This window comes from Bifidobacterium sp. ESL0775, from assembly GCF_029395475.1.
Classification (GTDB): domain Bacteria; phylum Actinomycetota; class Actinomycetes; order Actinomycetales; family Bifidobacteriaceae; genus Bifidobacterium.
Genome location: NZ_CP113917.1, coordinates 1885857 through 1900071, shown reverse-complemented (window position 1 = coordinate 1900071; position 14215 = coordinate 1885857). Strand labels below are relative to the sequence as shown.

The window sequence follows — 14215 nt, the reverse complement described above, 5'->3', positions numbered from 1 at the left end:
CGGTTCACATACCGCTTATATCGTCGGCACAGCCGGAAGCGGCCTGAACGCGTTTTTCGAGGTGTCCACGACGGCTTGGTCGGCGGTTGCCGAATCCAGGATCGTGTTGGCCGCGGAAGCGCCATCGACTTGGATGTTGATCGTCGGCACCGTCGTCGCGGCCTTGTTCGACAGCGTCGACTCCACTTGCGCTGAGAAGCAGGACTGGTCGTTGTCATCGCCGCTTTCGCTGATTCCCTGGGTCAGGGCCAGCAGGTGGTTGGACGCGATGTAATTGCCGTTGCCCTCCACCAAGCGGATGATCACCGGTTTTGCGCCCTGCGGCTTGATGTCTGCGGCGTTGAGCGAGGCGGAAACGTGGTTGGCGATGATGGAATTGTTGCTGCCGTCGACGCGGATTAGCCCATGCCGGTCATCCAAGCCGTTGTCGTATCGCTTCATCGGGGGCCAGGGCTCCGTGGTCCGATAGAGGTGGTTGGCGGCGATGAGGTTCTCCGAGCTTCCGTGGCGCAGCTCGATCATGCCCGGGTAGAAGGCGTGAAGCCTGTTGCCGGTGATCGATGAACGTATGACACCATCGAAGCAGATGGTGCTCGCGCCCCTGGGGAACACGTTGTTGCCGCTGATTAAGAGTCCTCCGAAGTTTTGCGCGTACATGGAATAGCCCCGGTATCCGGCGCCGATGAGATTATCGGTGATCTTCGAGGCCTGCCCGGAGCCGCGCAGCTCGATGCAGTTTCCGCATTCCGCGATGAAGTTGTCGTGGATGCTCAGCGCGTCCGCGTCGTAAATCGTCACCCCATGCTCGAGATAAACGAACCCCATGTCGTTGATTCTGAAGGAATCCTGCGCCGAGGCGATATAGATGCCGGTTTTTCCGTTCAGGTAGGTGTTCTCCGGGTCCTGCCGGTTCTCGTCGTCGCCGGTGAAGTGGAGGCCGTCTATGCAGAAATTGGAGAATTCCACCGAGCTGATGCGCGGATCGCCGTCCCGTTCGACGTAGAAGGCGGCCCCGTCCCGCTCGTCCCCATCGGGGGAGGGCTCAAGGTCGACGAGGATCCGGCTCCCGCCAGGCCAGACCTCGTGCAACGTGCCCCAATCCTCTTTCGGCGTGTTGTAACGGATGCTCGACGAGACGAAGCCGTGGCCGGATCCTTCGATTTTCAGGTAGCTGATGTCGATGCGCACCTGGGTCTTGAGATGGAAATCGCCGACGGGGATGTCGATCACCGCCCCCGGCTTGCCCAGATCGCCGTTCGTGGAGGATTGGCGCTTCTTGATATCGTCGATGATGCTGTTGATCACTGCTCCGATGTCCTCATGGGCGTCGCCTATGGGCCAAGTGGTCACGTCATAGTGGTTTTCGGATATCATTTGCACTCCTTAATACAACAATGATACGAGTCAAGCAGGTAATCTCGGCATTGAACAAATCCGAGTATAGTAGATAAACGCCAATATGACAACCGAGTAATATATTACAAAAAATGAAATTCATTTATTTTCAAAATACGGTGTTTCTCTTCAAAAAAAGGCGTTATTTGAAGGAAAAACAGCTAAAAACGCCCTGATTTAGCATTTAACCAATGTATTATCCGGTTGACATAAAAATAAAACAGCGTTATTCTCATGGTGTCAGTTGAAATGACAATGATTTTACAAAAGTCAATGAAGTCAACTCGAAAGGAGAGCGAGAGGATTATTTCTTAGGCTGAGCGTGAGAATACTTTTAGATCATTCCTGATAACCGGTTAAACAATAGTGCTGGCTAGGGGATGTCGGCAAGACTTCCATGCGAGGCCTGGTGACATATTTCAGACGGGAACCGGGACGTTTCCGCCTGTAGGAAAGGTTCAATGATGAAACATACGATGAAAAGCGTGGCAGCGATTGCCCTCGCCGCCGCGACGATGGTGTCCGTATCCGCTTGCGGGTCCTCGAACTCGAGCGAAAGCGGAGACAAGACGCTGAGCATTCTGGTCGAGGGTGGTGGCCCCGCCGAAAAGGTCGCCCGCCAGACCGCCGCCGAGTTCGAGAAGCAATCCGGCTACAAGATCAAGATCGACACCTCCCCGTATTCCGGCTTGTATGACAAGCTGAAGGCCGAGACGGACTCGAGCAAGGCCACCCATGACCTGGCGGTTATCGATGTCCTGTGGTTCCCGGCGCTCGCCAAGGGGCTTTCTCCCGTCGATGGCGTGCTTTCCAAGAGTGATGAGGCCGATCTGATGCCCAAGCTCAAGGACGGCGCCACGGTCAACGGCAAGATGATGGGCGTGCCGACTTGGACGAATTCCAAGGTCATGCTCTATCGCAAGGACCTGTTCGACAACCCGCAGAACCAGCAGGAGTTCAAGCAGAAGTACGGCTATGACCTGAAGGTTCCGACCAATTGGGAGCAGTACCGCGACGCGGCCAAGTTCTTCACCAAGGACGGCATGTACGGCACGGCCCTGATCGGGCAGACCGGCGCCGATTCCGTGACCGGCTGGCTGGAGTTCGCCACCCAGGCGGGCGCGAAGAACCTGGTGATCGGCAAGGACGGCAAGTCCGACCTGCAGGACAAGGCCTACGCCAAGGCGCTGGACTACATGCAGTCCCTCGTCAAGGACGGGTCCATCCCCTCCGACTACCTCTCACTGGGCACCAGCGAGATCTCGAACATGTTCAACCAAGGCAAGATCGCCATGGAACTGACCTGGGGTCATTTCTATCTGGCCAGCGCCAAGGCCCTCGGCAACGATAAGGTCGGCGCGGCTCCCATGATCGGCGGCAGCGCTGGAATCGGCGCCATCCCCGGACCCTGGTACCAGGTCGTGATGAAGAACTCCAAGAAGCAGGACGCTGCCAAGAAGTACCTCAAGTTCATGTACAGCCACAATGAGGGCTATATGAAGGCGCTGGGCGTCGCGGCCCGCAAGAGCGTGTTCAAGAAGTACGAGAACAACCCGCAGTACGAGCATGTGAAGGCCCTGGAGACCACGTTGGCGGCTCCCCAGACCCAGAACCGCCCGGCGACCAAGATGTGGACTCAGATCGAGACCGAGAACCTCTCCCCGATGGTCCAGAGCGTGCTCAAGGGAGCGAATTCCGAAAGCGAGCTGGGCAAGACCCAGAAGGCCGTCGATTCGCTGCTTGCTGAGTGATGCGTGAATGAGACATGATCCGGGCCGTGCCCGAAAACCAGAAACCTCCTATGAGGGCGCGGCCTGGGTCATCTCCCGCATTTTTCAAACGAGGAAAATATGAAAGACAAACAAAAAACACAGATACAGGCGGGCGATGGTTCTGTGGCCAAGAAGCACCGGAACACGATGCTTTCCTCGACGCTCGACAAGAGGACGGTATGCCTGTTCTTCCTGCCGGCCGGGATCTTCATGGCCGTGTTCCTGCTGTTCCCCCTGCTTAAACTTTTCTATGACAGCCTGTTCAATGTCGGGGACAATTATGATGGCCGCACGTTCGTGGGCCTGAAGAACTACATCAAGGCGTTCACTTCCTCGCAGTTCCTGGCGGATTCCTGGCACACGCTGATCTACGTGATCATCGCCGTCGGCTTCGAGACCATCCTGGGCCTGGCGCTCGCGGTGATCCTGACCAACAAATACCGCGGCTTCAAGGCGATCAGGACATTCATCCTTTCCCCGCTGATGATCGCGCCGTTGGTCGCCGGCCTGGTGTGGAAGTTCATGCTCAGCAGCCAGTTCGGCATCGTCAACACCCTGCTGGTGAAGTTGGGCGTGATCCATTCGACCAGCAGCATATTATGGCTTTCCGACTCAAGGCTTTCGCTGATATCCTGCATCATCGCGGACATCTGGCTCACTACGCCGTTCATGATGCTGATGTTCCTGGCGGGTATCCAATCCATCCCCAGCAGCCTTTACGAGTCCGCCGCGGTGGAGGGCGCCAACAAGTGGCAGATCGTCATCCACATCATCATCCCGAACATCAGGGGCGTGCTCTTCAGCGCGCTGGTCATCCGTGTCATCGACGCGGCCAGGACCTTCGACATCATCTGGGCGATGACGCAAGGCGGCCCGCAAGGTTCCTCCGAGCTGTTGAGCGTGCTGATTTACAAGATGCTCCAGCGTTACGGGGATGTCGGCTACGCCAGCGCCATGGCGGTCATCTTCATCGTCGTGCTGATAGCCATCACGCTTCTTTCCCAGCGCAAGCAGAACAAGGACTGATCGAAAATGTTCAATGAGAAATTCGGCCGCAACAAAAGCGACAATGTCTGGATCATCGCCATGTACGCCTTGGCGGTCATCTTCCTGCTGGTCTTCATCTTCCCGTACCTCTACATGCTGTTCTCGTCGTTCAAGCCGTCCAAGGACGTCATTTCGGTCAACCCGACATTCTTCCCGAAGTCGTGGTCGCTGGAGAACTACCAGACGGTCTTCGCGACCTCCGACATGGGCAAGTACTTCGTCAACAGCTTCGTCGCCGCCACGGTGAGCACCATCATCTGCCTGTTGCTGGGCTCCCTGGCCTCCTACGCGATCTCGCGCACGGCGATGTCGAAGTTCAGCAACGTCCTCCTGGTGCTGGTGCTGTGCCTCAAGATGATCCCGATGTCGAGCATCGTCGTCCCGATCTACACCTTGGTGCAGCAGTTCGGCTTTTACGATTACCTGCCGGTGTTGTGCATCGTCTACGCGGGGGTCAACATGCCGTTCGTGCTATGGATGATGATCAGCTTCTTCAAGGACGTGCCCGTGGACCTGGACGAGGCCGCCGCCATCGACGGGGCCGGCCCGCTGAAGACGTTCACCAGCGTGATCCTGCCTGTGGTGACGCCAAGCCTCATCTCCACCGGCATTTTCACCTTCCTGCTGGCGTGGAACGATTTCCTTGTCGCCTTGCTGCTCACCAGCAGCAACGCCAAAACCGTTCCCGTCGCCCTCTCCGAGTTCCTGACCTCCTACAACCTCGATCTCGGGCCGATGACGGGCGCGGCGGTGCTCTTCTCGCTGCCGGTCATTGTGATTTCCTTCTTCCTGCAGCGTTACCTGGTCTCCGGGATGCTGGCCGGGTCGATCAAGGGATGAGCGGGACATTCGGACTGATGCGGCACGAAAGGAAGTAAACGAATAATGTCACAGGAAAGCATGCAGGCCTCGATCGGGCGCGCCCAGCGATACATCGATGAGCACGCCGGACCGGTCGCGCGAACGCCCATGAGGCAGCGATACCACTTCATGGGGCCGTGCGGTTGGATCAACGATCCCAATGGCCTGATCTACTATAAAGGGCAATACCATTACTTCTATCAATTCAACCCCTTCTCCAGCTTCTGGGGGAAGATGCATTGGGGACATGCGGTGAGCGACGACCTGGTCCATTTCAGGTCGCTTCCCATCGCCTTGGCGCCCAGCGAGGCCTACGACGACCACGAGCAGGGAGGCTGCTTTTCGGGTTCGGCCATCGAAAAGGACGGCAAGCTCTATCTGATCTACACGGGCACCGCGAACCGAGGCGACGGCCTCGAGCAGACCCAGAATGTCGCGGTGAGCGAGGACGGCGTGCATTTTCGCAAATACGAAGGCAACCCCGTCCTTTGCGCCCCGGAGGGCGTCAAGCCAGATTGCTTCCGCGACCCGAAGGTCTGGGAGCACGATGGCAGCTATTACATGGTCTGCGGGGTGCAGAAAGGCGACCGCGGGCAGGCGTTGCTCTATCGTTCGCCGGACTTGCTTCATTGGGAGTTCTTCAATGTCCTGCTGGAGTCGCGCGGCGAGTTGGGGTACATGTGGGAGTGCCCTGATTTCTTCGAGCTGGGCGGCAAATGGGTGTTCATCTGCTCGCCGATGGGCATGGGGGACCGCAAGGTCGTCTATTTCGTGGGCGACTTCGACTACCGGACGGGCGTGTTCTGCCCGCGCAGCCAAGGCGAGGTGGATTGGGGCCTCGACTTTTATGCGCCGCAGACGTTCCTGGACGCCAATGGCCGCAGGATCATGGTCGGATGGGCCAATGGCTGGCAATGGATGACCCAGTTCAAGGATTGGGGGCCCACGTACCACGATGGGTGGTGCGGCTCGCTGACCTTGCCTAGGGAAGTCACCTTGAGCGATGATGGGTTGTTGAGTTGCAGGCCCGTGGGTGAGCTATCCCTGCTCGCCCGCGACGAAGGCTCGATGCCCCGATTGCGTCTCGCGGGCGGCGAGGACGCGAAGATTGAGGCCGGCGACGGCGTCGCGTTCCGCCTGTCCTTCGACATCGACCTGCGTGCCAGCGATTGCTCGTCTTTCGATTTGCTGTTGCGCCAGGGGGGCGGCCGCCAGGTGGTTTGCACCTTTGATTTGGAGCATGCGCAACTGCGGCTGTGCAGGGATGGGTCCGACGGTTGGAGCCGTGGCGCCAGCCGCAGCACGCTTGATCTGTGTGGGCGCGACAAGCTTGACGTGACGGTCTATTCCGACCAGAGCTCGATCGAGGTCTTCGCCGACAACGGCACCAACGTCCATTCCATGAACGTCTTTGCGCCCTCGTCGCAGAATGGCGTATCGGTTCGCTCACATGGCGGCCCGCTCGCCCTTGAGGACGTCTCATGGTGCGGAATGGCTGACGCGCCGATACAATAGCGATGGAATAGTGTAGTTTCAGACCGTTGGTTCGACGCGTATATTGTGGTACGAAAGTGTTGAGCCAACGGTCAAACTGTGATGAAAACCGATATTCTGTGATATTCCTGATGGTTGCGCGGGTTCAAGGGCGTCAGGGTGTCTTTTGGATTCGGCTTACATGTCTGATGTGATAGAGGATGCGAAAATGGCTACCATAACCGATGTCGCCCATCGTGCGAACGTTTCAAAAAACACCGTTTCACGGTATCTCAACAACCGCGGCTACATTTCCAAGGAAACCCGCGGCAAGATCCAGGACGCCATCGATTCCCTGCACTACCAGCCGAACCAGATCGCCCGCAGCCTCTACAACAACAAGACGAACATCGTGGGACTCGTCATCCCTGATGTCATACAACCGTTCTTCGCCACGATGACCTCCAAAATCGAGGACCAGCTGGCCGCGCATGATTACCGGATGATACTGTGCAACACGATGCACTCCTCGGAGAAGGAGAAGAAATGCATCAGCATGCTTACGGCCAACAAGGTCGACGGGATTATCATCGGCAGCCACTCCATCGACATCAACTACAAGAACATCGAGGCGCCGATCGTCGCCCTCGACCGCGATCTCGCCGACACCATCCCCGTGGTCAACGCCAACCATACGCAAGGCGGCATCCTGGCCTCCGAAGCCGTGATCGGGCACGGTTGCAAGAACGTCGCGCAGATCATCGGCAACACCAAGGTCAGGTCCCCTTCGATCCAGCGGCATCGCGTCTTCGCCGAGCAGATGCGCGCCCACGGCATCAAGTGCTCCACTTTCGAGCTCAAGCTCAACCAGTTCGAGTTCTCGACGTATCTGGGGATGGCCGACCACTTCTTCGCCTCCAATCCCGGGATCGACGGGATCTTCGCCTCCGATCTGGTCATCCTCGCGTTCCAAAGGACCGCGTTGGAGCATGGGGTGAAGGTACCCGACGACCTGTTCATGTGCGGCTATGACGGCTCTTTCGTCTACCAGACCGGCTACCCGCCATTCCCGACGATCATCCAGCCTTTCGACCAGCTCGCCAAGACCCTGGTGGACGTGTTGATCAAAAGGATGAATCACGATTCGGATGTGCGGCTCACCTACACCTTGCCGGTGCGTATGTCCGACGGGCATGAAACGGACAACTTCGACCCGGACCTCGAGCCGACGTTGATGCCGTTGTTTCCGGATTGCGGAACGGCCAATTGATGGTGGCATGGATGAGGTCGGTCCTGTCCGCCGAGAATGGCCGTGCAAGGATGGCCGTGCAAGAATATCGGTATCGTGAGGAAAGAAACGGTGGCTCGCATGAACGCTGAGCGTGATTATCAAGGTATCCGGGTTTCGCGGTAATATGGCATTTATGAGTACTTTGCCTTTTCCGCCGCCACCGGAGCTCGGATGGTATGACGATGATGCCACAGTCGTGTCCGCGAACCAGGTCGCAGAAGACCAGCCAGCGGCCAGTCAACCCGCCCAAACGGCGGCAGCACAGGTGGCGCAGCAACAGCCCTCGGCCGACGCCGGGTGGTCGTCTTCGATGCCCGAGACCAACAGCGAGGGCGATATCGAGGATTGGGACGGCACGGTGCTGTCCACCGCCTTCATGACCGAGAAGCCGAAGAAGCGTTATCGCCTCCACAACGACGCGACGGGCCAGGACATCGTGCTTGACAAGAGCGCCCTGCTCGGCCGCAACGTCTCGGCCACGGTGCCGCAAGGCGCGATGTCGATCAAACTCGCCGACCCCACACGCACCGTCTCGCGCAACCACGCCGCCGTCAGCTACGACAAGGACGGCGTGCTGTGGATCGAGGATTACGGGTCGCTGAACGGCACGTATATCATCGACCACGATCACGAGGTGCAGGTCAAGGACCATCCCGTCCAGCTTGTGGCCCCCACGACGTTGCGTATCGGAGATCAGTTCTTCAAGCTCACCGAAGAGTCGTGAGCAGTGCGCGTGAGCGCGTGACAAGACAAGACGTCGAACATATAGCAAAAGGACCTATCCGTGTGGGTAGGTCCTTTTGCGTTGCACGTTGAAGCATTATTATGTGCGTTTGCGCTAAAGCTTCAACGCGCTGCCGTTTGACAGACAGAAAACTCCCGCTTATTGCCTGGTGGCCAGCGCGGCGTCGATGGCCGGGTCATGCAGCTGGGCGAGCCAGTTCAAGAGCTCCGGGTAGGTGTTGGGGTTGCGGGCCAGGCACGGGCGCAGCTCCGGGGCGTATTGGGCGATGCTGGCGATGGTCATCTGGTCGGTGTTCGGGTCGAGGGCCTGCTCGGCGGTGTAGCCGTAGGCGTTCGTGGCCACCGGGGTCTGCTGGGCGGCATAGGCGTTGGCATTGGCGGCGGGCTGGGCCTGCGCGGCCGTGTATCCGGCGCCGGCCTGCTGCTGGTCAGCGATATAAGGCGTGCCCGTGTTTACGGCCTGTGGCTGCGCCTCCTGCGGGGTCACTGCCTGGGCCGGCACGTCGAAGCCCATGGATTTGAGCGTCTCGCGGGCACGGTCGTCGCCGAACTGCGCGAGCCAACGCTTGAGCCCGGGGTAGGCGCGGGGGTTCGCGGCGACATTGGCACCGAAGTCCGGGTTTTCGTAGGCGACTTTCGCCAGCATGACCGGATCTGCGTTGGAATCCTGAACCGTGGCGACGGCGGTGTCGTAATCAACCATGTTGCCTTCACTTCTCTTTCTTGTTCACGATGAATCTATGGTTTCATCGTTTTTATTTTGTATAAGTATCGATGCTGTATTGTTCCAATTATAGGGGCCAAAGGTCGCTGTGTCATGCGCCGGAGCATATTCGCGCATACGCAGGGGTTTATGTGGTATGAAGGCTGTCCAGCGTGATGTCGCCGATGGTCTCGAGCTCTTCGCCGGCGTCCAGTTTGCTGGCGTTCCAAGGGCTTTGGGCAATCGCCTCGGAGCTGGGCCACACATCCACCACGATGATGGTGATGTTGTCGTGCCCGCCCGCCTCGAGGGCCGCGGCGATCAGGGCGTCGACGGCCTGCTGGGGGTCGGGGTTCGCCTCGCAGATGGCGCCGATATGCACGTCATCGACCTCGGAATAGAGGCCATCCGAGCAGACGACGAACCGGCCTTGCGGCACGACGGCGTAGAAGTCGGGCTTGATGCCCTGCGGCGCCCCGATGCACTGGGTGATGACGTTGCGCGGGATGGTGGCGTTGGCCACTTGCGGCAGCATAAGCCCTGAATCGATGGCCTGCTGGCGCTGGGAATGGTCCTTGGTGATATGGCTGATCGAAGCCGCGATGGGCCTGCCTTGGGCGTCGCAATCGAAATGGTAGGTGCGCGAATCCCCGACATTGACCACATACCAGAGCGGGGCCTGCTCCTCGTCTTGAGGCGGCTCCGGGCGCGAGGGGAGGATAATGCCGGTCGCCGTGGTGCCGGCCACACCGCCAAGGTCCTGGCCCAGGTCGTAGACCTCGCGTTGCGCCTCATTCAGCGCGGATTCGATGGCCTCGCGGGAGCGGACCGGCTTGTCGGCCAGCGCGCGGAACCGCTCGACCGCTAGCGCGCTCGCACGTTCGCCGCCGACGCCGCCGCCCATGCCGTCGCAGACCACGTAGACGCCCTGCGCGGCCAGGCCGTTGTCTTGGTTGTTGTGGCGGCGCTTGCCGATGTCGCTGCCGATGCCCACGCGGATATGCGGATGATCACTCATGACTTGACACCTTTCCGTGCGGGGCGGCTTTGCTTGCTTTTCGACGCATACCTTTCAGTATAGGCTTCGATTTTGTCGGGTTTTTCTTGACTTTGCCCTTGGACTTGGGGCCATGGTTGGCCACTTTCCGCCAGATCGCCTTGAGATCGATATGCGGTTTATGGAACACGCCCTTCAGCGAGAGCTTGGTGCGCAGGCGGCGCAAACGTGGCTGGGCGGCAAGCATGGCCTTGCGTGCGGCCTTGACGCGCTTCCAGTAGTCCTTGGACGCCTTTTCCGTATCCTTGGGGGACTTGCCGGAGAAAGCCACCCAATCGGCTTCGCGGCACAGGAGCCCCAACTGGCCCATGCCGACAGGCTTGGCGGCTAGGGCCGCGGCGCGTTTGCGTGCCTTGACCTCGGCTTTGGCGGCGGCCTTCGCCTTGCGACGCTTCCTGCTGTTGGTGTCACTTGCATCCGTTGCGGTTAGCGGGGTCGGGGTTGCTTCGGCGCCAAGCCGCGCGGCCTGAAGAGCCGCGTCGATCTGGGCGACTTGGTCGCGTCGGGTGCCGCTGGTCTTGATGCCGCTTTGGTCGGCGAGCATGTCGATGGCGCGCCATCCGGAGACGATTCGTTGCCGCGGGCTGCCACGCCGGGCCATGAAGGCCAGCTGGACCGCCTTGATCAGGAGGATCAGCCCGCAGATGATGAGGATGATCCACAGCGGGCTGCCGTAGACGGCCACCTTGCCGGCGATCGCGAGGATCTTCATCAGCATCGCGTTGCCGTTCAGGTCGCCGGCGTCCGCGCCGTCGAGCGCCGACTGGTCGCGCGCCTGGTTCTGGTCGTGCAGCGGGTCTACCAATGGCACCGGAGGCTGGCGCACCAGCGTCTTCGGGTTGGGTGGGGTGAGGTTCTGGTTCTTGTTGGGGACCTTCGTCTCCTTGGGGGTGGGGTAGAAGGCGACCCACCCGTAGCCCTTGAGGTTGATCTCGACCCAGGCCTCGATGTCGTTGCCGGTGAATTCGGTCTGCGTCACGCCGTTCTTGCCGTGCGTGGTGCGCGTCTTGGAGATGTTGCCGTCCTTGTCCTTGGGCACGAAGCCGAGCACGACGCGGCTGGGCAGGCCGAGCTCGCGGACCATCATGGCCATCGCCGAGGCGTATTGCTCGCTGTCGCCGACCATGGCGGTGCCGCCGAGCATGGAGTCGATGCGGAAGTTGCCGTGTCCGGGCAGCGACGGGTAGTCGCCGGTCAGTCCGTGGGAGAACCAGCCTTTGGTCTTGAGCGCCGTGGCCAGCGTCTGGGCCGTGGCGCCGTCGGTGGACTGCTTGCCGGTCAGCGCGGGGGCGAGCTTGCTGGCGCTGTCGGGGATGTCCTTGGCCTCGGGTTGCGTGACTTTCCGGGCGCTGGCGTGGGCTATCTCCTGCTGGCTCGGCACGGCGGTGATCCTGCCGGATTCCGTGTAGGTCTGGCCGGCCAGCGTGCCGTTGGGGACGATGGCGGAATGGGTGCCGATATTGTAATACAGGTCATTGTCGTCCAGGCCGATGGCCGTGGCGTCGCCCGCCAACGGCAGCCATTGCTCGGAGAAGCCTTTGTGAAGCTTGAAGGTGGCCTTGAACTTCTCGCCGTCCTGGCTGGAGGGAATGCCACTGCCGACCTTGCGGTAATCGGAGGAATCCGAGGCGTCCGAGGAGTCGGAGAGGTTCCAGACGTTGCCGTCGAAGCGGTCCATCACGGCCAGGCGCACCGGTGTGCCGGCGGGCAGGCCCGTGACGGTGACCAGTTTGTCTTTCTTGTGGTATTTGACGTAGGAGCGCATCTCGCTCAACGGGCTTGTGTATTGGTGCGGGTCGAGCGGCGGGTTGTAGCGGTCGCGCAACGTCAGGCGGTGCTGCGGGACGATAAGGCTTGCTCCGAAGGCGAGGCCCACGGTGAGCACGAGAATGATGATGATACTGATGAAACGCTGATAATCAAGCGATTGCCAACGCCACGAAAGCCAGATGACCACCGCGAGCATGGCGATGATGCCACAGACCGGGCGTGCCGTGCCATGGCTGGTCCCGAGCAGTGCGCTGACCGCCAGGTTGAGGGCCAGCGGGAGAACCGTGATGAGGTTGAGTTTGTTGCTCACCGAGACCGCGAAGACGCCCGCGAGGAACGCCGTCCACAGGTTGAGCGTCCACAGGGCCATCAAGCTGCCGTTGGCCGAGCCGAGCGGCGGGATGACGGCGATGACGTACTTGAACGAGCCGAAGGTCTGCGTGAAGCCTTGGCTCAGCGTCCGCAAGGTCGGCACGATATGGGCGATGGTCGTGTCGTTGAGCGCGATGATCGGGCCGACGATGAACTGGGCGAGGATGAGGAATACGATCTGCCACCAGAGCTTCAGGGCCGGGAAGATGCCGGCGAGGGCGATGAGCGCGCCGATGAACGCGGCCGGAATCGCGGCCATGGCCCATACCAGCGGACTGCCGTAGACATCGATCAGATTGGCCGAGTTGAGGGCGATGACCACGAGGGTGAGCAGGGCTCCGACGATCGCCGTGGCCCAAGGACGGCGCACGGTGACGAAGATCTGGCGTTGGCCGTTGCTGGTGGCTGTCAGGGCGATGGGTGAGCGGGTGGTGCTGGCCCAGGAGCCGGTGGTGTTGGTGGTGCCGGTGAAGTCGGGGAGGGAGGACGCGGACGCGGCGCCGGACGCGGACGCGGACGCCGTGTTGGCTGCTGCCGTGCCGTTGTTGGCAAGAGACGAGATATCCGTCATTTCAGCGCCTCCATGATCAAAGGCAGCTCATCCAGGCTGGAAAGCGTGGCCAGGGTGAAGTCGTCGTACTGGTGGATGGCGTTGCCGGCAACGGGGTCGATCTGCAGCATGACGCAAATCGACTCTTTGCTGAGCGCCGCTGCGATGTGGCGGAGGCGCTCGAGTTTCGTGCCCGCGCCGACGACGAAGAAATAGAACGAGGCGCTGGGACTTGTCTCCAGCGTGGTGACGGCCAGGTTCGGGTTCTCGTCCATGTCGGGGCTCACCCCGCTCATCCAGTCGAGGAACGGCGTGGGGCCGCGCGGGATCAACGAATCGGACGAGGCCTGGATGGCCAGCGGACGGTCTTCGATGAGGCATTCGGTGCCGATGGAGGCCGCGACGCTGACGGCCAGCTCGAACTCGTCCTCGCTGGAATAATCGGCGGGATTGACGCCGAGGGTGATCGAGGTGTCGGTGCGTTTGGTGGCCTCGTATTGCCGGACCATCAGTGTGCCGGTCTTGGCCGAGGAGAGCCAGTGGACGTTGCGCATGTCATCGCCTGGGCGGTATTCGCGCAGGCCGTAGAAGTCGAGGTCGTCGTCGACCACCTGGCCGGAGGGGCTGCCTTCCAGGTCGCGGAAGATGCCGGAATTGAGCGTGTTGAGTACGATGGTCTTCGGGTGGATGAACACCTTGACGGACTCGGAGAGCGACTGCTCGTGCCGGACGATGCCGAAGGGGTCGCCTTTGCTGATCTTCAACGGGCCCACGGGCAGCACCGCGCGCGAGGTGGCGCGGAACTCGACCTGCTCGTCTTTGGCCTTGCCGGGCGCCAGGGCGGGGATGCGGAAGCGCTGGTGGGTCTCGCCCATCGGCAGGTCGCCGCGCACGCTCACGGTCGGGCTTTTGCCGGGGTTGGATATATTGACATCGACGCGGACCGTGTCGCCCACGGTGATGCGGTCGTCGGAGACGCCGAGCGTGGCATGGAATTTTGTATTACCAAGTGACATGGCGATGCCGCACAGCAGCATGAACATCGCGATGACGCCACAGACCAGCAACTCGTGCCATCCCAGCGACGGGAAGGCGGCCAGACACACCACGCCCATGGCCGTCACGGACCAGCCCAGCGGCGAGACGTAGGCCGTCAGCCAGCCTGGCAGACGTTTGCGTA

The 14215-nt window shown here is 60.5% G+C and carries 11 protein-coding genes; 6 read left to right on the top strand and 5 right to left on the bottom strand.

Annotated features, from left to right (window positions below; all coding sequences use genetic code 11):
• Nucleotides 1-15 precede the first annotated feature (15 nt).
• Nucleotides 16-1374, bottom strand: a complete 1359-nt coding sequence (locus tag OZX73_RS07405) for a right-handed parallel beta-helix repeat-containing protein (protein ID WP_277148985.1) — start codon at nucleotides 1372-1374, stop codon at nucleotides 16-18.
• Between the two features lie 482 nt (nucleotides 1375-1856).
• Between OZX73_RS07405 and OZX73_RS07400 the strand changes: the two genes are divergently transcribed.
• The 6 genes from OZX73_RS07400 (at nucleotide 1857) to OZX73_RS07375 (ending at nucleotide 8563) form a co-directional block, all read left to right on the top strand.
• Entirely contained in the window at nucleotides 1857-3146 is a 1290-nt protein-coding gene (locus OZX73_RS07400; protein ID WP_277148983.1) for a sugar ABC transporter substrate-binding protein, read from the top strand.
• Between the two features lie 99 nt (nucleotides 3147-3245).
• Complete coding sequence (locus OZX73_RS07395) at nucleotides 3246-4193, top strand: sugar ABC transporter permease (protein ID WP_277148981.1); 948 nt, start codon at nucleotides 3246-3248, stop codon at nucleotides 4191-4193.
• A gap of 6 nt (nucleotides 4194-4199) precedes the next feature.
• Complete coding sequence (locus OZX73_RS07390; RefSeq protein WP_277148979.1) at nucleotides 4200-5054, top strand: carbohydrate ABC transporter permease; 855 nt, start codon at nucleotides 4200-4202, stop codon at nucleotides 5052-5054.
• A gap of 45 nt (nucleotides 5055-5099) precedes the next feature.
• Nucleotides 5100-6590 (top strand): glycoside hydrolase family 32 protein, encoded by a 1491-nt coding sequence (locus OZX73_RS07385; protein ID WP_277148977.1) that lies wholly within the window; start codon nucleotides 5100-5102, stop codon nucleotides 6588-6590.
• Between the two features lie 187 nt (nucleotides 6591-6777).
• Complete coding sequence (locus OZX73_RS07380; RefSeq protein WP_277148975.1) at nucleotides 6778-7818, top strand: LacI family DNA-binding transcriptional regulator; 1041 nt, start codon at nucleotides 6778-6780, stop codon at nucleotides 7816-7818.
• A gap of 154 nt (nucleotides 7819-7972) precedes the next feature.
• The gene (locus OZX73_RS07375) at nucleotides 7973-8563 is read left to right on the top strand and encodes an FHA domain-containing protein (protein ID WP_277148973.1); all 591 of its coding nucleotides are present in this window, start codon (nucleotides 7973-7975) and stop codon (nucleotides 8561-8563) included.
• 159 nt (nucleotides 8564-8722) lie between these two features.
• Here OZX73_RS07375 and OZX73_RS07370 read toward each other — a convergent pair whose 3' ends face one another.
• The 4 genes from OZX73_RS07370 to OZX73_RS07355 form a co-directional block, all read right to left on the bottom strand.
• Complete coding sequence (locus OZX73_RS07370; protein ID WP_277148971.1) at nucleotides 8723-9286, bottom strand: hypothetical protein; 564 nt, start codon at nucleotides 9284-9286, stop codon at nucleotides 8723-8725.
• 148 nt (nucleotides 9287-9434) lie between these two features.
• Nucleotides 9435-10304, bottom strand: coding sequence for a serine/threonine-protein phosphatase (locus OZX73_RS07365; RefSeq protein ID WP_277148969.1), 870 nt, complete (start codon nucleotides 10302-10304; stop codon nucleotides 9435-9437).
• Nucleotides 10297-13056 (bottom strand): transglutaminase domain-containing protein, encoded by a 2760-nt coding sequence (locus OZX73_RS07360; RefSeq protein WP_277148967.1) that lies wholly within the window; start codon nucleotides 13054-13056, stop codon nucleotides 10297-10299. Before OZX73_RS07360 ends, OZX73_RS07365 begins: the two co-directional genes overlap by 8 nt.
• Complete coding sequence (locus OZX73_RS07355) at nucleotides 13053-14150, bottom strand: DUF58 domain-containing protein (RefSeq protein WP_277150964.1); 1098 nt, start codon at nucleotides 14148-14150, stop codon at nucleotides 13053-13055. The genes OZX73_RS07360 and OZX73_RS07355 overlap by 4 nt, the downstream gene beginning before the upstream one ends.
• Nucleotides 14151-14215 lie beyond the last annotated feature (65 nt).

Excerpts from the sequence above, each read along its gene's own strand:
- OZX73_RS07405 (WP_277148985.1), bottom strand. The coding sequence starts at position 1,374 with ATGATATCCGAAAACCACTATGACGTGACCACTTGGCCCATAGGCGAC.
- OZX73_RS07400 (WP_277148983.1), top strand. The coding sequence starts at position 1,857 with ATGATGAAACATACGATGAAAAGCGTGGCAGCGATTGCCCTCGCCGCC.
- OZX73_RS07395 (WP_277148981.1), top strand. The coding sequence starts at position 3,246 with ATGAAAGACAAACAAAAAACACAGATACAGGCGGGCGATGGTTCTGTG.
- OZX73_RS07390 (WP_277148979.1), top strand. The coding sequence starts at position 4,200 with ATGTTCAATGAGAAATTCGGCCGCAACAAAAGCGACAATGTCTGGATC.
- OZX73_RS07385 (WP_277148977.1), top strand. The coding sequence starts at position 5,100 with ATGTCACAGGAAAGCATGCAGGCCTCGATCGGGCGCGCCCAGCGATAC.
- OZX73_RS07380 (WP_277148975.1), top strand. The coding sequence starts at position 6,778 with ATGGCTACCATAACCGATGTCGCCCATCGTGCGAACGTTTCAAAAAAC.
- OZX73_RS07375 (WP_277148973.1), top strand. The coding sequence starts at position 7,973 with ATGAGTACTTTGCCTTTTCCGCCGCCACCGGAGCTCGGATGGTATGAC.
- OZX73_RS07370 (WP_277148971.1), bottom strand. The coding sequence starts at position 9,286 with ATGGTTGATTACGACACCGCCGTCGCCACGGTTCAGGATTCCAACGCA.
- OZX73_RS07365 (WP_277148969.1), bottom strand. The coding sequence starts at position 10,304 with ATGAGTGATCATCCGCATATCCGCGTGGGCATCGGCAGCGACATCGGC.
- OZX73_RS07360 (WP_277148967.1), bottom strand. The coding sequence starts at position 13,056 with ATGACGGATATCTCGTCTCTTGCCAACAACGGCACGGCAGCAGCCAAC.
- OZX73_RS07355 (WP_277150964.1), bottom strand. The coding sequence starts at position 14,150 with ATGGGCGTGGTGTGTCTGGCCGCCTTCCCGTCGCTGGGATGGCACGAG.